We start from the raw sequence: 19,245 nt of genomic DNA on the forward strand, positions 1-19,245 counted from the left end.
GCGGGAATTGTCAGACAGGCCCTAGGGGCAAACGTAGGGAGCGTCCGTGACCGACACCCGGGTACCGCCCACCCCGCCCGCCGAGCCGGGTGCGGCGTTGCTGAAGGCCGGCAGGTTCTTCCGGCCCGGCACGCCCGCGTCCGATCTTCACAGCATCGCGCTGACGGGCGGCCGTGAGGCGGACGCGTTCTACCGGGACCGGTGGAGCCACGACAAGGTCGTGAACTCCACGCACGGCGTGAACTGCACGGGCTCCTGCCGCTGGAAGGTGTACGTCAAGGACGGCATCATCACCTGGGAGACCCAGGAGACGGACTACCCGTCGGTCGGCCCGGACCGTCCCGAGTACGAGCCCCGCGGCTGCCCGCGCGGCGCCGCGTTCTCCTGGTACACCTACTCCCCCACCCGGGTCCGCTACCCGTATGTGCGCGGTGTGCTCCTGGGGATGTACCGGGAGGCGCTGGAACGCCTCGGCGACCCGGTCCTGGCCTGGGCGGACATCCAGGGCGACCCGGAGCGCCGCCGGCGCTACCAGCAGGCCCGCGGCAAGGGCGGCCTGGTGCGGGCGACCTGGGACGAGGCGATCGAGATGGTCGCCGCGGCACATGTGCACACCATCAGGACCCACGGCCCCGACCGCATCGCCGGCTTCTCCCCCATCCCGGCGATGTCGATGGTGTCGCACGCGGCGGGCGCCCGCTTCCACTCCCTGATCGGCGCCCCGATGCTGTCGTTCTACGACTGGTACGCCGATCTCCCGGTCGCCTCCCCGCAGGTCTTCGGCGACCAGACCGACGTCCCCGAGTCGGGCGACTGGTGGGACGCGGCGTATCTGATGATGTGGGGCTCGAACGTCCCGGTGACTCGCACGCCCGACGCGCACTGGATGGCGGAGGCCCGCTACCGGGGCCAGAAGGTCGTCGTGGTCGCGCCGGACTACGCCGACAACGCCAAGTTCGCCGACGAGTGGCTCCATCCGCACCCCGGCACGGACGGCGCGCTGGCCCTCGCGATGGGGCACGTCGTGCTCAAGGAGTTCTTCGTCGACCGCGAGACGCCGTTCTTCGCGGACTACGTACGCAGGTTCACCGACCTGCCCTTCCTGGTCACCCTGGAGGAGCGGGACGGCGCCTACGTCCCCGCGAAGTTCCTGCGCGCCTCGGACCTGGGGCAGGAGGACGAGGGCGCCGGGTGGAAGACGGTCGTGCTGGACGAGGTGTCGGGTCGCGCGGTCGCCCCGAACGGCTCCCTGGGCTTCCGCTGGACCGAGTCGGGCAAGGGCCGCTGGAACCTCGAACTGGGCGACGTGCGACCGAAGTTGAGCCTATACGGCAGTGAGGTGTCCGCCGGCGTCGAGGTGCTGCTGCCGCGCTTCGACACCGAGGGCGGGCCGCACGGGCAGGGCCGCGGGGACGTCATACGCCGGGGCGTCCCGGTGACCAAGCTCGGCGGTGCGGACGGCCCGCTGGTGACGACGGTCTTCGATCTGCTGCTCGCCCAGTACGGGGTGGCGCGGCCGGGGCTGCCGGGCCGCTGGCCCGCGTCGTACGACGACGCCGACTCCCCCGGTACTCCGGCCTGGCAGGAGGCGCACACCTCCGTCCCGGCGGCCAAGTGCGTGCGGATCGCGCGGGAGTTCGCGCGCACGGCCGAGCGGTCCGAGGGCCGCTGCATGATCCTGATGGGCGCGGGCACCAACCACTGGTTCCACTCCGAGACGATCTACCGCGCCTTCCTCGCCCTGCTCCAGCTCACCGGCTGCCAGGGCCGCAACGGCGGCGGCTGGGCGCACTACGTGGGCCAGGAGAAGTGCCGTCCGGTGACCGGCTGGGCGACGCTCGCCGCCGCGTCGGACTGGTCGCGTCCGCCGCGCCAGATGATCGGCACGGCGTACTGGTTCCTCAACACCGACCAGTGGCGCTACGACCGGTTCACGGCCGATGTGCTCGCCTCGCCGCTGGGCGCGGGGCGTTTTCGCGGGATGACGGGCGCGGACTGTCTGGCGCTGTCGGCGCGTGTGGGCTGGATGCCGTCGTATCCGACCTTCGACCGCAATCCGCTGGAGCTGGGCGAGGTGTTCGGCGACGCGGTGTCGCGGGTGGTGGCGGAACTGCGCGCCGGCACCCTGAAGTTCGCCTGCGAGGACCCGGACGCGCCGGAGAACTGGCCGCGGATCGTGACGTTGTGGCGGGCGAATCTGCTGGGCTCGTCGGCGAAGGGGGCGGAGTACTTCACCCGGCATCTGCTGGGCACGCAGTCGTCGCTCCAGGCCGAGGAGGCCCCCGAGGACGTCCGGCCGAAGGAGGTGACCTGGCACGACGAGGCGCCCGAGGGCAAGCTCGACCTGCTGCTGTCGCTGGACTTCCGGCAGACGTCGTCGACGCTGCTGTCGGACGTGGTCCTGCCCGCCGCCACCTGGTACGAGAAGCACGACCTGTCCAGCACGGACATGCACCCCTACGTGCACTCCTTCACCCCGGCCGTGGATCCGCCGTGGCAGGCGCGCACCGACTTCGAGGCGTTCAAGGCGCTCGCGGAGCGGCTGAGCGAGCTGGCCGTCGACCATCTGGGCGTGCGCAAGGACCTGGTGGCCTCGCCGCTCCAGCACGACACCCCGGGTGAGATCGCCCAGCCGGGCGGGGTGGTCCTGGACTGGCGGCGCGGGGAGTGCGATCCGGTGCCCGGCAGGACCATGCCGAACCTGACGGTCGTGGAGCGGGACTACACCGCGATCGGCGCCAAGTTCGCCTCGCTGGGCCCGCTGGCGGAGCGACTCGGCCTGCCCGCCAAGGGCATCACGCTCCGGCCGGACGAGGAGGTCGAGGACCTGCGGCTGCTGAACGGCGAGACCGCTGACGGGCGCCCTCTGCTCGACACGGCCGTGAAGGCGGCGAACACCATCCTCGCCCTGTCCGGCACCACCAACGGCCGTCTGGCCACCCAGGGCTTCCGCACCCTTAAGGAGCGGACCGGGCAGGAGATGGCGCACCTGGCGGCCGAGCACGAGGGCAGACGGACCACGTACGCGGACACCCAGGCCGCGCCGGTGCCGGTGATCACCTCGCCGGAGTGGTCGGGCAGCGAGTCGGGCGGGCGCCGCTACACCGCGTTCACGCTGAACACCGAGCACCTCAAGCCGTGGCACACCCTCACCGGCCGCCAGCACTTCTTCCTCGACCACGACTGGATCCACGAGCTCGGCGAGGCGCTCCCCGTGTACCGGCCGCCGCTGGACATGAACAAGCTGTTCGGCGAACCGCGGCTCGGCCCGGACGGGCAGCGGGAGGTGACGGTCCGCTACCTCACCCCGCACAACAAGTGGTCCATCCACTCCGAGTACCAGGACAACCTGTTCATGCTGGCGCTCTCCCGCGGCGGCCAGAACGTCTGGATGTCCCCGCAGGACGCGGACGCGATCGGCGTCGCCGACAACGACTGGATCGAGGCGGTCAACCGCAACGGCGTGGTCGTCGCACGGGCCGTCGTCTCGCACCGGATACCGCAGGGCACCGTCTACATGCACCACGCGCAGGAACGCACGGTCGCCGTCCCGAAGACGGAGACCACCGGCGGGCGGGGCGGCATCCACAACTCGCTGACCCGGCTGATCCTCAAGCCGTCCCATCTGGTCGGCGGCTACGCCCAGCTGTCCTGGGCGTTCAACTATCTGGGCCCGACGGGCAACCAGCGCGACGAGGTCACGGTGATCCGCCGTCGCAGCCAGGAGGTCGAGTACTGATGCGTCCGATGGCCCAGATCGCCATGGTGATGAACCTCGACAAGTGCATCGGCTGTCACACCTGCTCGGTCACCTGCAAGCAGGCGTGGACCAACCGCCGTGGCATGGAGTACGTCTGGTTCAACAACGTCGAGACCCGGCCCGGCCAGGGCTATCCGCGCCGCTACGAGGACCAGGAGCGCTGGCGCGGCGGCTGGGAGCTGAACCGGCGCGGCGCGCTGAAGCTGAAGGCGGGCGGCCGGCTGCGCAAGCTCGCGGGGATCTTCTCCAACCCCGAACTGCCGGAGATCAAGGACTACTACGAGCCCTGGACGTACGACTACAAGAACCTCACCGACGCCCCGCTGGGCGACGACTACCCCGTGGCCCGGCCGATCTCGCAGCTCGACGGCAAGCCGATGAAGATCGAGTGGTCGTCGAACTGGGACGACAACCTCGCCGGCGCCCCCGCCTACGGCGACCTCGACCCGATGGTGGAGCGCACGCGCACGCAGGCGTCCGAGAAGGTGCGGTTCGAGTTCGAGCAGAGCTTCATGTTCTATCTGCCGCGGATCTGCGAGCACTGCCTGAACCCGTCCTGTGTGGCGTCGTGCCCGTCGGGCGCGATGTACAAGCGGGCGGAGGACGGCATCGTCCTGGTCGACCAGGACCGGTGCCGGGGCTGGCGGATGTGCGTGACCGGATGCCCGTACAAGAAGGTGTACTTCAACCACGCCACCGGCAAGGCGGAGAAGTGCACGATGTGCTATCCGCGCGTCGAGGTCGGTCTGCCGACGGTCTGCTCGGAGACGTGCGTGGGCCGGCTGCGCTATCTCGGGGTGGTGCTGTACGACGCGGACAGGGTGACGGCCGCGGCCTCCGTCCCGCGTGAACGGGACCTGTACGAGGCGCAGTTGGGTGTCTTCCTCGACCCCGAGGACCGCGAGGTGCGGCGGGCGTGCGAGGAGGCGGGGATCCCCTACGACTGGCTGGAGGCGGCGCGCCGCTCGCCCGCGCACGCGCTGATCAGCAAGTACCGGGTGGCGCTGCCGCTGCATCCGGAGTACCGGACGATGCCGATGGTCTGGTACATCCCGCCGCTGTCGCCGGTGGTGGACGCGCTGTCGGAGACCGGGCACGACGGGGAGGACGCCGGGAACCTGTTCGGCGCGATCGACACGCTGCGCATCCCGCTGGAGTACCTGGCGGAGATGTTCACGGCAGGCGCGATCGGCCCGGTCCGCTCCTCGCTGGAGAAGCTCGCCGCGATGCGCTCCCACATGCGGGCGATCAACCTCGGCGAGGAACCGGATCCCTCGGTTCCGGACGCCGTGGGGATGGCGGCCGGGGAGATCGAGGACATGTACCGGCTGCTGGCGGTCGCCAAGTACGAGGACCGGTACGTCATTCCGACGGCGGCGGTCGCGGATGCCCGGCGTCTGGAGGAGTCGGCGCTGCCGCAGGGGTGCAGCCTCGACTACGAGGGCGGGCCCGGGATGGGCGGGGACGGCCCCTTCGGCCAGGACTCCGGCGGCCGCAAGCTGCTGCCGCTGATGCCGGTCGAGAACTTCCACGTCCTGCGCAGACGCCAGACCTCCGACGACGCGGCCGACGCCGCCGGACCCACCCGCACAGCCGACACCGAGGAGGCGTGATGCCGTCCTTCGAGGTGCTCTACCAGGCGGCCGCACTCTGTCTGACCTATCCGGACGACGACTTCCGCGCGCGCCTGCCGCTGCTGCGCGAAGCCGCCCCGCAGCTGCGGGAGTTCACCGACCACGCGGCAGTCACGCCGCCGGACGAACTGGCCGCGCACTACGTCCAGGTCTTCGACTTCAAGAACCGGCACAGCCTGTATCTGACCTGGTGGCTCGACGGGGACACCCGGCGGCGCGGCATGTCGCTGCTGCGCTTCAAGGAGGTCTACCGCGCCCACGGCCTGGAGTTCACGGGCGAGGAACTGCCCGACTTCCTGCCCGCGGTACTGGAGTTCGCGGCCCGCACCGGCGAGAACGATCTGCTGCTGGAGCACCGCGAGTGCCTGGAGCAGCTCCGCTCCAGGCTCACCGACTTCGGCACACCGTACGCGTCCGTCCTGGACGCGGTGTGCGCCACACTGCCGACCGAACGCACGGGGGTGCGTCCATGACCACGCTGCTCTGGGGCGTCCTGCCCTACGTCACCTTCGCCCTGCTGGTCGCCGGCCTGTTCTGGCGGCACCGCTACGACCGCTTCGGCTGGACCACCCGCTCCTCCCAGGTCTACGAGTCGAGGCTGCTGAACATCGCCTCGCCCGCCTTCCACTACGGCATCCTGTTCGTGCTGGTCGGCCATCTGGTGGGCCTGTTCGTCCCGGCGTCCTGGACGGACTCGCTCGGCGTGAGCGAGCACACCTACCACCTGTTCTCCCTCTACGGCGGTACCGCGGCCGGCGCCCTGACCGTCGCCGGGATCGTGCTGCTGATCTACCGGCGCCGCACGAACGCGCCGGTGTTCCGGGCGACGACGGCCAACGACAAGCTGATGTACGTCGTCCTGCTCGGCGCGATCGTGCTCGGCATGGTCGCCAAGCTCACCCACGTCTCCGGCGACGGCTACGACTACCGGCAGTCCATCGCCCCCTGGGCCCGCAGCCTGTTCACCCTCCAGCCGGACCTGGACCGGATGGCGGGCGTGCCGGTGCTGTACCAGATCCACGCGGTGGTCGGCATGGCGCTGATCGCGCTGGTGCCGTACACCCGGCTGGTGCACATGTTCAGCGCGCCGGTGCAGTACCTGTTCCGGCCGTACCTGGTGTACCGCAGCCGCGACCCCGAGCAGCTGGGGCCGCGGCCGGAGCGGCGCGGCTGGGAGAAGGCGGGCTCCTAGGCGGCCCCGCCCTTCCGGTCCCGCTGGTCCTTCTCGTCGTCGACGATCTCCGCGTCGACCACGTCGTCGTCCTGCGCGGCGCCCTGCTCGGTGCCGGTGCCGGTGCCGGCGTCGGCCGAGCTGTCGGCGGGGGTCTGCTGGGACTGGGCGTACATCGCCTGGCCCATCTTCTGGCTGACCGTGGCGAGCTTCTCGATGCCGGTGCGCAGGACGTTCGTCTCGGCGTTCTGCTCCAGCTGCTCCTTCAGCTCCGTGATCGCCGACCCGACCTCGGCCCGGGTCTCCGCCGGGACCTTGTCCTCGTTCTCGCGCAGGAACTTCTCGGTCTGGTAGACGAGCTGCTCGCCCTGGTTGCGGGTCTCGGCGGCCTCGCGGCGCTTGTGGTCCTCCTCGGCGTACTGCTCGGCCTCCCGCATCATCCGGTCGATGTCGTCCTTCGGCAGCGCCGAGCCGCCGGTCACGGTCATCTTCTGCTCGCGGCCCGTCGCGAGGTCCTTCGCGGAGACGTGCATGATCCCGTTGGCGTCGATGTCGAAGGCGACCTCGATCTGCGGCACCCCGCGCGGGGCCGGCGGCAGACCGGTGAGGTCGAAGACGCCGAGCTTCTTGTTGTACGAGGCGATCTCGCGTTCGCCCTGGTAGACCTGGATGCCGACGGAGGGCTGGTTGTCGGCGGCGGTCGTGAAGATCTCCGAACGCCGGGTCGGGATCGTCGTGTTGCGTTCGATGAGCTTCGTCATGATGCCGCCCTTGGTCTCGATGCCGAGGGACAGCGGGGTGACGTCGAGCAGGAGGACGTCCTTGACGTCGCCGCGGATGACGCCGGCCTGGAGGGCCGCGCCGACGGCCACGACCTCGTCGGGGTTGACGCCCTTGTGCGGGTCCTTGCCGGTGAGTTCCTTCACGAGGTCGGTGACGGCGGGCATCCGCGTGGAGCCGCCGACGAGGATGACGTGGTCGACCGCGGAGAGCTTGATGCCAGCGTCCTTGACGGCCTGGTGGAAGGGGGTCTTGCAGCGGTCGAGGAGGTCGGCGGTGAGCTCCTGGAACTGGGCGCGGGTCAGCTTCTCGTCGAGGTGGAGGGGGCCCTCGGCGGAGGCGGTGATGTAGGGCAGGTTGATCGTGGTCTCGGAGGAGCTGGACAGCTCGATCTTGGCCTTCTCGGCGCCTTCGCGCAGCCGTTGGACGGCCATCCTGTCGTTGCCGAGGTCGATGCCGTTCTGCCCCTTGAACTTCTTCACCAGGTACTCGACGACCCGCTGGTCCCAGTCGTCGCCGCCGAGGTGCGTGTCGCCGTTGGTGGCCTTGACCTCGATGACGCCGTCGCCGATCTCCAGCAGCGAGACGTCGAAGGTGCCGCCGCCGAGGTCGAAGACCAGCACGGTCTGCTCCTCGCCGCGGTCCAGGCCGTAGGCGAGGGCGGCGGCCGTGGGCTCGTTGATGATCCGCAGGACCTTCAGGCCCGCGATCTCCCCGGCCTCCTTGGTGGCCTGCCGCTGGGCGTCGTCGAAGTAGGCGGGGACGGTGATCACCGCGTCGGTGACGTCCTCGCCGAGATACGCCTCGGCGTCCCGCTTCAGCTTCTGGAGCACCCGGGCCGACAGCTCCTGGGCCCGGTAGCGGGTGCCGTCGATGTCGCCCTGGTCGGGAAAGCGCCAGCTCCCGTCGCCCATGTAGCGCTTCACGGAGCGTGCGGTGCGGTCGACGTTCGTCACCGCCTGTCGCTTGGCCACCTCCCCCACGAGCACCTCGCCGTTCTTGGCGAAGGCCACGACCGACGGTGTGGTCCTGGCCCCCTCCGCATTGGCGACGACAGTGGGCTCGCCGCCCTCCAGAACGGCGACCACCGAGTTCGTGGTCCCGAGATCGATCCCGACCGCGCGTGCCATCACTGTCCCCTTCCGCCAGGGCACCTCTTGAACTCCAGCACAAAACTTGAGTGGGCTCTTGTCAATGGGGCGGGTGACCCGGGGGGCGGGTGCCAAACGAGGGCTGAGCGCCCGCTCAGGCACTGGGGGGCGGCCCGAAGGGCCGCAACCCCCAGGGGCGCGGGGAACTGCGCGACAGGCCACGACGGCGCCGCAGCCGCACGACGACCTGTCGCGGCTCCTCGCGGAGCGCTACGCCAGCTTGGCCGAGAGCGTGATCGTCGTCCCCGTCAGCGCCTGGCTTACCGGGCAGTTCTTCTTGGCGTCCTCCGCGGCGGCGACGAACGCGTCGTTGTCGATGCCGGGCACCGTCCCCTCCACCGTGAGGTGGATCCCGGTGATCCCCTCACCCGGCTGGAAGTTCACGTCGGCCGAGGTGACCAGCTTGGTGGGCGGCGTACCGGCGCCGTTCAGGGCGTGCGACAGCGCCATGGAGAAGCAGCTGGAGTGCGCGGCGGCGATGAGCTCCTCGGGGCTGGTCTTGCCGTTCGCGTCCTGCGAGCGCGAGGCCCACGTGACCGGCTGCGCGGCGATGGCACCGGAGGAGTCGAAGTTGACGACACCGTTGCCCTCGAGCAGGTTGCCTTCCCAGACGGTGTGTGCGGAGCGCGTGGTAGCCACGATTCTTCCTTTCGCATGGGGGCCCGTTTCCGGGGTCCGTGTCCCCCATCCGATCACACTCCGGCTCAACTCACCCGGAAGACCGGCCCACGCGGGGTGAACGGCAGTCGACGGCCCGGGGGAATCAGGTACGCGTGCTCTCGCCGTACCCGCAGCACGTCGCACCAGCCGTCCGTGATGACAAGGACGGGCGCCCCGGGCGGGAAGTCGTCCGCACGCAGCAACAGGTCGATCCCGGGCTGCAGGACCGTACCGCCGCGGCCCCGCACCCGCACCCGTCCGGCGATGTCGGTGACCGGCACGTACCCGGCGTCGTACGGTCCCGCGTCGCAGAACACCACGCGCGCGGCCGGGACGTCGCGGGCCTCGGCGTACGAGGCGATCGCGCCGAGCGCCTTGCCGAGCAGGCCGGCACTCATGGACCCGGAGGTGTCCAGGACGACGCCGAAGGTGCAGCGGGCGATCTCCTCGGGCGGGAAGTAGCGTCCGGCGCGCGGGATTTCGGGGGTAGAGGCCTGCCGGCGCGAGGGCCGGGCGTAGGTCCGCACCGGTTCCGGGCGGGGCACGAACTCGTCGAACCAGCGGGCGAGTCGGGCGTCCCAGGGCAGCGGCGGATGGCTGAGCGCGCGGATCTCCTGGACCAGGCCGCCGGGCAGGAAGCCGCGCTCGTGCTGCTGGTGCAGGTCCAGGCCCTGGCACAGGCCCCGGCGGTACAACTCGTCGAGGTCGACGTAGTCACCGGGTGCGCCGAGCGGGGCGCCGAGGACGTCGCCGACGCCCTTGCCGCGCAGGGTGGCGAGACGGCGCATCCGGCGCAGGTCGCCGGCGATCCGGTCGTAGACCTCCTCGGCGGACAGGCCCGTCATCTCCTGGTCGTACAGCAGTCCTTGGGGCATCTCGCCGACCTGCATCTCGCGCAGCCAGCCGTTGATGACGTAGTCGCAGGCGACGTTGAACAGGTAGGGGTCGCGGGTGCCGCAGCGGTCGCCGTGGCGCAGGGCGGCGTGCAGCATCTCGTGGGCGAGGATGAACCGCCATTCCTCGGGCTCGAACTGGCGCAGCGGGTTGATGTAGATCTCGCCGGCCTCCGCGTTGACGGCGGCCACCGCGATGCCGTGGGCGCGGGCGAGTTCGGCGTCGGCGACCAGCTTGATGCCGGCCGCGATGCCGCCGAGCAGCGGGTAGGAGGTGATGAACCACTCCAGCGCCCACTGCCAGGGCCGCTTCTTGACGGGCTCGCCGACCATGGAGTCGCGGCGGCCGCCCGCCATGTCCATCGCGGTGGAGACGGTCCGGGTGAGCGCGGTGGCGAAGGCCAGCTGGTGGTCCGGAGGGGATCCGTACCAGCTCGTCCACTCCACGAGGAGCTGGTCGGGCTCAGGGCCTGCCGTGCCGCAGCGCTCGTACGCGGCCGGGACGCCGTCGCGCCGCCAGGGCGCGGCGAGCTGCTCCTCGTCGCCGGCCGGGTAGGTCAGCGGCAGGTCCTCCGGGGCCTTGCCGACGGGGAAGGTGAGCAGGAAGCGGTTGACGGCGACGCACCGTGCCGCGAGGTCGGCGCGGTCGGGCTGCACGGGCACGCCCTTCCTGGAGGGGACGTGGCCGAAGCCGAGGTGCAGGACGGCGTGCGCGATCGCCCAGGCCCAGGTGGCGGGTTCGGCGAGCCGGGCGGGGTGGACGTGCAGGACGCCGTCGGAGTCGACGCGAAGAAGTCCGTCGCGCGGGGCCTGTTCGCAGCTCTCGTGGCGGCAGACGGTGAACTCCACGGCGGCGAGTGCCGGGTTGGCGCGCACCAGCCGCAGCCCCTCGGCGAAGGCCTCCGCCGCGAGGTCCCGCTTCTTCTGCCCCTTGCCGCCCTTCTGGCCGCCGCCGCGGCTCATCGCCGCGCCTCGACCAGCCGGGGCATGTCGCGCGCGGCCTCCACCAGGAACCAGGCCGGCAGTACGGGATTGCCGTCGGTGTCGGAGGCGATGACGCTCTGGGCGACCTCGACGGAGATCTCCGCGAGCTGCACCAGCAGCGACTTGGCGCGGTACGCGGTCTGCCGGGCGGCCGCCGACATGTGGTCCTTGCTGACCGGCAGTTCCTTGATCAGACGGCCGCGGAAGGACTCGGCGAGGTAGTAGAGCAGATCACGGTCCTGCATACCGTGCGGCCAGCCGGCGTCGCCCTTGATGATCGCCTCGATGCCGTACTGGCTGCGCACGATCTTGACGTAGCCGCAGAACGCGGTGGCGTGCGTCGGCGTCAGCGTGCCGTGCGCCAGGACCTTCAGGGTCTCCTCGTCGAGGTCGCGGCCGAAGGAGTGCAGCGCGTCGGAGAGCATGTGCCAGGAGCGGGGCGTGGAGAACGGCTCCTCGGTCTTCGGCGGCTTGGACCACAGGTGGTCGGGGCGGTCGGTGAGGTGGTCCAGGATCCACGGGTGGATGCCGTTGTTCGCGGCCCAGGTCAGCCAGTCCTTGGCGGACGCCTCCAGGTGGACGTGGGTGAGCCGGTTGACCAGCGCGGACGCTATGGGCCGGGCGAGGGCGTTGTCGGTGGCGCGGTTGCCGGCGCCGATGACGATGGAGCCCTTCGGCAGTTCGTAGTTGCCGATACGGCGGTCCAGGATCAGCGAGTAGAACGCCTTCTGCACATCGGGCGTGGCCGCGTTCAGCTCGTCCAGGAACAAGCAGTACGGCTCGTCGCGGGCGATGGCCTCCGGCGGGCAGAACACCGAGCGTCCGTCGCGGATCTGCGGCACGCCGATCAGGTCCTCCGGCGCGAGCTGCGTACCGAGCAGACTCACGCACTCCAGCCCGAGCGACGCGGCGAAGTCCCTGACGAGGGACGACTTTCCGATGCCGGGGGCGCCCCAGATGAACACGGGCCGCACGGTGGCGAGGCCGAGGAGCAGTTCGGGGATACGGGTGGGCGTGACGGTGACTGCAGCCTGCAACGCAGAGGCTCCCCTCTTTGCGCCTAAACCGGCGCCGCTCTCGCGGATGTGGTTGCTGTCCGTCGAGGTTCTCAATTGATGGTTGCGCTCGTCATTCGATTTTCAGGCGGCCCGCTCCTGCGGTTCCGCCTCCACCGGCACCTGCGGCCCGTTCGCCTCGCGCAGCCAGCGCCGCAGCACCCGGTGCACCTGCTCGGCGCCGACGAGGTCCTGCCCGTCGTCCACGGGCGCGGACAGGGCGACGGGAGACAGTAGGAACGGCCTGCCCTGCGCGCCGCCGAGCCCGCCGTGCGAGCCGATCTGCTCCTCGAAGGCGAGCACCTCGCCGTCGGCCGGGTCGTAGGCGGAGTTGACCATGATGTCTGCGGTGCTCGGGAAGGAGTGCGTGCGGCGTACGGCGTCGGCGGCGCCCGGTCCGAAGACCTCCAGCGGGCCCGGATCGTCGTCCAGCCGGTCCAGGGGGATCTCGGCGCCGTACGCGCCGAGCACGACCCCGCCGTGCCGCTCGCTGCGCACCAGCAGGAAGCCGATGCCGGGGTGGTTGGCGAGGGTGGTGAGCAGCGCCGGGTGGCGGGCGTCGATCTCCTCCTTGGTCATCCGGTGCGGCACGTCCGGGAAGGACACCAGGCCGAGATTGCCCGAGGCCAGCACGATCGGCTCGGAGCGGCGGCGCGAGGGGCGGTGCTGCTCGCCGCCCTCCTCGACGGGGCGGCGCAGCGCGGCGCGCACGGCCGCGCGGGCCTCGGCGCCGCTGTGGGTGCGCCGTGCCCTGCGCGGCACGGGCAGCCCGCAGCCGGCCCGCACCAGGTCGCCGAGGCCGAGGCCGTAGCGGGCGCGGAAGGTCTCGCCGGGGCTCTGGCCGTGGTCCGACAGCACCACGAGCCGGTACGGCCGCGGCGCGTGCTCGGCGGCCTTCTCGATCAACGCCAGCGCCCGGTCGAGGCGTTCGAGGACCTTCTCGACGTCGCGGCCGAACGGCCCGGAGTGGTGCGCGACCTCGTCGTACGCCACGAGGTCGGCGTAGACGGCGGTGCGGCCGGCGAACATGTCGCCCATGACCGCGGCGACGACGACGTCCCGTTCGACGACGGTCGCGAAGGCCCGCACGAACGGGTAGAGACCGCCGCGGGAGACCCTCGGCCTGGCCTTGCGTGCGCGGGCCCGGGTCGCCTGGCCGATCTCCCGGCCGACCTCGGCGATGAAGGACAGGGCGGTGCGCACGGCGTTGGCCGGGTCGGAGAAGTAGGCGAAGTAGCCCGCGCGGGAGCGGTTGCGGCGGTCGCGCCGCTTGGTGGCGATGGACAGCACCAGGGCCTGCTCGTCGGCGCCGCCGCTGAAGAGGTTGCCGCGGCTGGCGCCGTCGGCGGTGAGCAGTCCGCCGTCGCCGGTGCGGTCGATGGCGCGGCGCTGGAGCTCGGCGGCGCTGGTGGGACGGTTGCAGACCATCACCTCGCGGGCCGCCTTCTCGTACCAGCGGAAGGCCGGGACGTCGTGGTTGCTGCCGTGCAGGATGCCGAGCTGGCTTGCGCCGGTCTGGCTGGACCAGTCGGTGCGCCAGGCGGTGAGCCGGTGGGTGGGGCGCCGGCCCGCACCGGCTCCCTCCCCGAGCCAGCGGGCGACGGTGGGCATCAGGCCCTTGCCCACGGCGGCGAGCAGGAGGTCGTGGCCGACGCCGTCGAGCTGCATGAAGACCGTGCCGGGGCTGGAGGGGCCGGGCGGCAGGGCCCGGCGCCGCCGGTCGGCGAGTCGGTACAGCCGGCGCCGGTAGGCGTCGTCGTCACGAACGGCCAGGGCACCGCCGGTGGCGGAGGCGACGGCGGACATCACGGCGGCCACGATGACGGCGGTCTCTGGGGCGGCCTCACTGTCGCCGGAGGGCACCAGGCGCAGGGCGACGATGAGCAGCGAGCCGTTCAGGAAGAACACCAGCAGGCCGAGCACGAGCGCGGGCACGAGCAGCAGCAGCCGTACGAGCAGGGGCCAGACGAGCGCGGAGAGCAGACCGAAGGCACCGGCGCCGAGGGCCGCGGTCATGGCGAGCCGGGTGGTGCTCTCGTCGTCGGCCGACTGGAGCTGGAAGTCCGGCAGGATCCCGGCGAGCACGAGCATGGTGACGGTCGAGACCGCCCACACGGCCACGCTCCGCCCGACCTGACTGGCAACCCGCCGCCAACGCCCACGCACGCCCAGCCCACCTCACGTCCGGCCCACCGCCCCGAAACGGGCCTTTACGCCCCCAGCCTCGCACAACGCCGGGTTCGGCAGCGCCCCTGAAAGGGGCGCGGAGAACTGCGCGACCAGCCCCGACGGCGCCGCAGCCGAAACACGACACGACCCGGCGCCACAGGGGACCCGCCTATCGGCCGTCGTACCCCGCCGTGGGCATCGACAGCCGCCGATGCACCCGGGCCTTCATCTGCGCGTCGTACAACGGCTCGGCCCGCCCCACCGTCTCCACCCGCACCCCGCGCCGGGCGCACTCCGCGGTGAACTCCTCGACGGACGACAGCGCGCTCTCCAGCACCCTCCGGCTGGGCGCCACGAACAGATCGAGGCCGGGCCGCACGCCCTCCCACAGCACGCTGTGGTCCGCCCGCAGCCCCCGTACGAGGAGCTCACGCGCGACAAAGTACCCGTGCTCGGCGGCCCAGCGCGTGCACATGGCGTGCTGGCTGCGGGAGTCCACCAGGAAGGGGTCGGCGTCCAGCTCTTCGAGCGGCGTCAGACTGGCGATCGCCGTGACGCGCACTATGGATGGCCCCATGGCGTCCCCCCTCACCTCCGGATTTCGCCGCCGACCCTACTCCAGCCCGTACGCTTCGGGGAGTCGCGCGAAGGAGGCAAAGAAGTGCCGGTGGAGATCACCTGGTGGGGTCACGCCACCTGCACGGTCGAGGACTCGAACGTGCGCATCCTCACCGACCCTCTGTTCGCACGCCGGCTCGCGCACCTGCGCCGACGCCGGGGTGCGCTCCCTGCGCCCGACTCCCGGCGCGCCGATGTCGCCGTCGTCTCCCACCTCCACGCCGACCACCTGCACGTTCCCTCACTCGCCGGGCTGCCCGAGGACACCCGCCTGCTCGTGCCCCGGGGTGCGCCGGGCGCGGTCCCGGGTCTGCGCCGGCTCACCCATCTACGGGTGACCGAGATGGCGCCCGGCGATGTGACGACGGTGGGCGGCGTGGCCGTACGGGCCGTTCCGGCGCGGCACGACGGGCGGCGGCTGCCCGTCGGACGGCACCGCTCCCCCGCCCTCGGCTATGTCATCGAGGGCCAGGTACGCACGTACTTCGCCGGGGACACCGGCCTGTTCGACGACATGGCGGAGGAGGTCGGGCCGGTCGACGTGGCGCTGCTGCCGGTGGGCGGCTGGGGGCCGTATCTCGGGGAGGGGCACCTGGACGCGGGGCGTGCTGCGGAGGCGCTGGCCCGGCTCGCGCCGCGCAGTGCGGTGCCGGTGCACTACGGCACCTACTGGCCGATCGGCATGGACGCCGTGCGCCCCCATGAATTCCATGCGCCCGGCGATGAGTTCGCGCGCCTCGCGGCGGAGCGCACGCCCGGCGTATCGGTGCACCGGCTCGCGCACGGCGAGAGTGTGCGCCTGGAGGTGGCCAGGTGACGGTGCTGGCCGCCGCCACGACGACGGTGACGCCGGAGTCGACGCAGCAGGCGATCGGCTATCCCACCCTGTTCCTGCTGGTGCTGATCGGGGCGCTGGTGCCGATCGTGCCGACGGGGGCGCTGGTCAGTTCCGCGGCGGTGGTGGCGTTCCACCAGACGGCGCCGTTCTCGCTGGCGCTGGTGTTCGTGACGGCGTCCACGGCCGCGTTCCTGGGCGATGTGACGCTGTACTGGCTGGGCCGGCGCGGCCTCGGCTCGAAGAACGGTTCGCGCTGGCTGGAGGCGATCCGCTCCCGTGCGCCGGAGGAGCGGCTCGCACAGGCCCAGGAGAAGCTCGCCGAGCACGGGGTGGCGGTGCTGGTGCTGTCCCGGCTGGTACCGGCGGGCCGGCTGCCGGTGATGCTGGCCTGTCTGCTGGCGGAGTGGACGATGCGACGGTTCGCGCGGGGGAACCTGCCGGCCTGTCTGGCGTGGGCGGTGACGTACCAGCTGATCGGGATCCTCGGTGGTTCGCTGTTCAGCGAGCCGTGGGAGGGCGTGGTGGCGGCGGTCGCGCTGACCGTGCTGATCAGTGTGGCGCCGAGTCTGTGGCGGCGGGTTCGCTCCGCCAAGTGAGCCGTGGCATCGGTAGCCTGCTGCGAGCTGTGGATCGGGGGAGCTGGGCGTGGAGAACATCCTGTCCGTGGCCATCGGGGCTGCGATCGGCGTCATGGGGGTCGCATTCGGCTCCTGGTTCACTGCCCGTCGCCAGGACCGTATGTGGCTGCGAGAGCAGAAGCTGAAAGCCGGGGTCGCCTTCAACACGGCCGCGACCCAGCTCATCGACCACCTGCGCGAAACGCAGCTGAGTCACGACGGTGCCGGCGCCAACGAGCTGGCAGGCCGGATGCAGGAGGCCCGGTCGGCCCTCTACCTGCTGTGCGCCGAGGAGACCACCGAGCTCGCCGAGGCTCTCGCGCGTCGGGTGTGGAGCTCCCGGCCCAGCGGGGGCAGGGACGACCGCAGGGCCGAGCACATGGAGACGCTGGACCTGCTTCGCCGCTTCACCCATCAGCTCAGGCGAGAGATCGCCGGGACCTAGTGCCTAGGCGCGCAGTTCTCCGCGCCCCGGGGCGGGCCTCCGGTCCGTCCGCTCCTTCAGCACGCGTGATCCTCCTACCGGCAGGTCCCACAGGTCCTCCCGGTCCAGGCCCGCCTTCTCCCATGCCGCCCGCACCCTCGTGAGCGGCTCCAGGACCGGCTCCGCCGACAGGACGAACGTCGCCCAGTGCATGGGTGCCATCCGCCGCGCGCCCAGGTCCTGAGCCGCCCGTACCGCCTCCTCCGGGTCGCAGTGGACGTCGCTGAGCCACCAGCGGGGGTCGTAGGCGCCGATGGGGAGCAGGGCGAGGTCGATGTCCGGGTAGCGCTCGCCGATGCGGGTGAACCAGTGGCCGTAGCCGGTGTCGCCGGCGAAGTACACGCGCTGTCCGTCCGGCGCGGTGAGCACCCAGCCGCCCCACAGGCTGCGGCAGGTGTCGACGAGGGTGCGCTTGGACCAGTGGTGGGCCGGCACGAAGTCGAAGCGGACGCCGGACAGTTCGGCCGCCTCCCACCAGTCCAGCTCGGTGACCTGCGTGAACCGCCGCCGCCGGAACCAGCCCGCGAGGCCGGCCGGCACGAACACGGGGGTGTCGCGCGGGAGTCGGCGCAGGGTGGGGGCGTCCAGGTGGTCGTAGTGGTTGTGGCTGACGACGACCGCGTCCACGCGCGGCAGGGCGCTCCACGCGACGCCGACGGGGGTGATCCGGGCCGGCGTGCCGAGGATCCGGCGCGACCAGACCGGGTCGGTGAGCACGGTCAGCCCGCCGATCTGCACGACCCAACTGGCGTGCCCCGCCCAGGAGACGGCGACCGTGTCGGCGCCCACGCGGGGCACCGGGCCGGGCTCGAAGGGCAGGAGCGGGATGTCGGCGAGGCCCTCGCGGCCCGGACGTACGGCGCCCTCGCGGGCGAAGCGGGCGAGGGTCTTGATGCCGGGCAGCGGGGCGGTGAGCCGGTCGTGGAAGGAGCGGGGCCACACCCGGCGTTCGCCCAGCGGGCGGGGGGCGGCGAGGGGAGGGATCGGGGTCGCGAGGGGGGATGGGTGGCCCGTCGGATCGCCGGTTTCCTGGGCGGTCGTGCTCGCGGTGGTCTTGTGCTTCGCGGTGGCCTTGTGCGTCGTGGTGGCCGTTCGCCCGGTGGTCGACTCGGACTGCTGCGTCATCGAGGAGGCTCCCGTCGCTGAGCTTCGTCGCGGAGATCGTCGAAGACCGACCTCATGTGGATCAACGCGCGTTGCACGTGTGGCAGTTCCAACGGCGAGGGGGAGGCGATGCATTCCGCGCGCTCCTCGTCGGTGCCCGCCAGCAGCGCGCCGGTGGACAGCCGTACGCGCAACGCCGCGAGGTCGTCGCCGAAGCGGTGCCCGCCCGGCGCGGGCATGCCGAGCCGCGCGGCGAGGAAGTCCTCCAGGTCCTGCGCGTCGCCCACGCCGTGCGAGGACAGCCCGGCGCGCAGGGGACCGAGGTCGACGTACAGGTGCCGGCCGGCCTGCGGGGGCCGGGACAGGGCGCCGGCTCCCACTGCGGCTGCGTGCGCGGCGGCCGCCACGCGCGCGTGCAGCCGTACGGCGGCGCCGATCCGCGCGGTGACGGTCTCCGGCTCGGCGAGCGCGTACCCGGCGGCGAGGGCGACCGGGCCGGCGACGCGGGCGCCGAGTGCGGTGAGCACGTCCAGCACGCGCGCGTGGAGGCCGTTGCCGGCGTTGTGCGCGGGGAACCGGGCGACCGCGGCGGGCCAGCCCGGCGGGAGGTGGGCGCCGGCCAGGTCGGTGACGACGGTGACCTGCTCGGGCAGCATCTCGGCGGGGCTGACCAGCACGGTGTCGTGCGGCGCGTGCACGGTGTCGCGCCAGGTCTCGTCGCTCACCAGGTGCAGGCCCTCGCCGGTGGCGGCCTCCACGGTCTCGTGCAGCACCTCGGGCGGGGCGACGGTGGCGGTGGGGTCGTCGGCGACGGACAGCACGAGCAGCCGTGGGTCACCGCCCTCGTCACGGACCCGGCGGACGGTCTCCAGAAGGGCGTACGGATCCGGGACGCCGCCGCACTCGGCCGGGGTCGCCACGTGGAAGACGGGCCGGCCCAACAGACGTGCGTACGGCGCCCACCAGGCCGCGCAGGGCCGCGGCACGAGGACGTCGCCGCCGAGCGCGAAGGTCAGGCCGAGCAGCAGGGCGGGGGCGCCGGGGCCGGCCACCGCCTGCTCGGGCTCGGTCGGCAGTCCGCGCCGGCCCCAGTAGCCGCACGCGGCCTCCAGCAGGGCGGTGCCACCGCCGACCGGCTCGCTCTCGGCGCGGCCCGCTGCGGCGGCGAGCACGGCCGCGATCTCGGGCAGTACGGGCAGTCCGTCGTCGGGGAGCGGCGGCCCGTAACGGACGGGGCCGTGGCCTTCGGGGTCCGTCCGGCGCATCCGTGCCTCCGCTGTGCCTGGTGCCGTGGTGGGTCTGGTCGACGTCGTCCGATGCTCCGTGC

15 protein-coding genes are annotated in these 19,245 nt (G+C 72.0%); 7 read left to right on the forward strand and 8 right to left on the reverse strand.

The features are described 5' to 3' along the window. The first annotated feature begins 46 nt into the window (after positions 1 to 46). The 4 genes from CP983_RS07875 to narI are packed head-to-tail and all read left to right on the forward strand — an operon-like array spanning position 47 to position 6,586. Positions 47 to 3,739 carry a nitrate reductase subunit alpha gene (locus tag CP983_RS07875; RefSeq protein WP_150499080.1) on the forward strand — a complete coding sequence of 1,231 codons (3,693 nt, stop codon included), beginning with the start codon at positions 47 to 49 and terminating at the stop codon, positions 3,737 to 3,739. Further along, complete coding sequence (gene narH, locus CP983_RS07880; RefSeq protein ID WP_107908040.1) at positions 3,739 to 5,373, forward strand: nitrate reductase subunit beta; 1,635 nt, start codon at positions 3,739 to 3,741, stop codon at positions 5,371 to 5,373. Before CP983_RS07875 ends, narH begins: the two co-directional genes overlap by 1 nt. After that, the gene (narJ, locus tag CP983_RS07885) at positions 5,373 to 5,867 is read left to right on the forward strand and encodes a nitrate reductase molybdenum cofactor assembly chaperone (protein ID WP_107908039.1); all 495 of its coding nucleotides are present in this window, start codon (positions 5,373 to 5,375) and stop codon (positions 5,865 to 5,867) included. The genes narH and narJ overlap by 1 nt, the downstream gene beginning before the upstream one ends. Beyond that, complete coding sequence (gene narI, locus CP983_RS07890) at positions 5,864 to 6,586, forward strand: respiratory nitrate reductase subunit gamma (protein ID WP_125526347.1); 723 nt, start codon at positions 5,864 to 5,866, stop codon at positions 6,584 to 6,586. The genes narJ and narI overlap by 4 nt, the downstream gene beginning before the upstream one ends. Here the strand turns inward: narI and dnaK are convergent. The 6 genes from dnaK to CP983_RS07920 form a co-directional block, all read right to left on the reverse strand. Continuing rightward, entirely contained in the window at positions 6,583 to 8,475 is a 1,893-nt protein-coding gene (dnaK, locus tag CP983_RS07895) for a molecular chaperone DnaK (protein ID WP_150499081.1), read from the reverse strand. The two genes, narI and dnaK, sit on opposite strands and share 4 nt — an antisense overlap. 231 nt (positions 8,476 to 8,706) lie before the next feature. Next, positions 8,707 to 9,135, reverse strand: coding sequence for an OsmC family protein (locus CP983_RS07900; RefSeq protein WP_030946875.1), 429 nt, complete (start codon positions 9,133 to 9,135; stop codon positions 8,707 to 8,709). A 65-nt stretch (positions 9,136 to 9,200) separates the two neighbouring features. Further along, on the reverse strand, positions 9,201 to 11,012 hold the full coding sequence (locus tag CP983_RS07905) for a vWA domain-containing protein (RefSeq protein ID WP_150499082.1): 1,812 nt from the start codon (positions 11,010 to 11,012) through the stop codon (positions 9,201 to 9,203). Then, positions 11,009 to 12,070 carry an ATP-binding protein gene (locus CP983_RS07910; protein WP_126900335.1) on the reverse strand — a complete coding sequence of 354 codons (1,062 nt, stop codon included), beginning with the start codon at positions 12,068 to 12,070 and terminating at the stop codon, positions 11,009 to 11,011. Before CP983_RS07910 ends, CP983_RS07905 begins: the two co-directional genes overlap by 4 nt. Positions 12,071 to 12,172: 102 nt before the next feature. Then, positions 12,173 to 14,203, reverse strand: a complete 2,031-nt coding sequence (locus CP983_RS07915; protein ID WP_189748592.1) for a phage holin family protein — start codon at positions 14,201 to 14,203, stop codon at positions 12,173 to 12,175. A 223-nt stretch (positions 14,204 to 14,426) separates the two neighbouring features. Beyond that, on the reverse strand, positions 14,427 to 14,834 hold the full coding sequence (locus tag CP983_RS07920) for a hypothetical protein (RefSeq protein ID WP_030961912.1): 408 nt from the start codon (positions 14,832 to 14,834) through the stop codon (positions 14,427 to 14,429). A gap of 84 nt (positions 14,835 to 14,918) precedes the next feature. Between CP983_RS07920 and CP983_RS07925 the strand changes: the two genes are divergently transcribed. Genes CP983_RS07925 through CP983_RS07935 form a run of 3 tightly spaced genes read left to right on the forward strand, consistent with a single transcriptional unit; the run spans position 14,919 to position 16,775 of the window. Then, entirely contained in the window at positions 14,919 to 15,692 is a 774-nt protein-coding gene (locus CP983_RS07925) for an MBL fold metallo-hydrolase (protein WP_107908035.1), read from the forward strand. Continuing rightward, a complete protein-coding gene (locus tag CP983_RS07930) occupies positions 15,689 to 16,309 on the forward strand; it encodes a DedA family protein (protein ID WP_107908034.1) in 621 nt (206 codons plus the stop codon). The genes CP983_RS07925 and CP983_RS07930 overlap by 4 nt, the downstream gene beginning before the upstream one ends. A 49-nt stretch (positions 16,310 to 16,358) precedes the next feature. Beyond that, positions 16,359 to 16,775 (forward strand): hypothetical protein, encoded by a 417-nt coding sequence (locus CP983_RS07935; protein ID WP_107908033.1) that lies wholly within the window; start codon positions 16,359 to 16,361, stop codon positions 16,773 to 16,775. Positions 16,776 to 16,778: 3 nt separating this feature from the next. Here the strand turns inward: CP983_RS07935 and CP983_RS07940 are convergent, their stop codons facing one another. After that, positions 16,779 to 17,939 (reverse strand): MBL fold metallo-hydrolase, encoded by a 1,161-nt coding sequence (locus CP983_RS07940; protein ID WP_150499084.1) that lies wholly within the window; start codon positions 17,937 to 17,939, stop codon positions 16,779 to 16,781. Further along, complete coding sequence (locus CP983_RS07945; RefSeq protein WP_107908031.1) at positions 17,936 to 19,183, reverse strand: aminotransferase class I/II-fold pyridoxal phosphate-dependent enzyme; 1,248 nt, start codon at positions 19,181 to 19,183, stop codon at positions 17,936 to 17,938. The genes CP983_RS07940 and CP983_RS07945 overlap by 4 nt, the downstream gene beginning before the upstream one ends. Between the last annotated feature and the right edge of the window lie 62 nt (positions 19,184 to 19,245).

The organism is Streptomyces chartreusis (assembly GCF_008704715.1).
In the GTDB taxonomy this organism is placed as follows: Bacteria; Actinomycetota; Actinomycetes; order Streptomycetales; family Streptomycetaceae; genus Streptomyces; species Streptomyces chartreusis.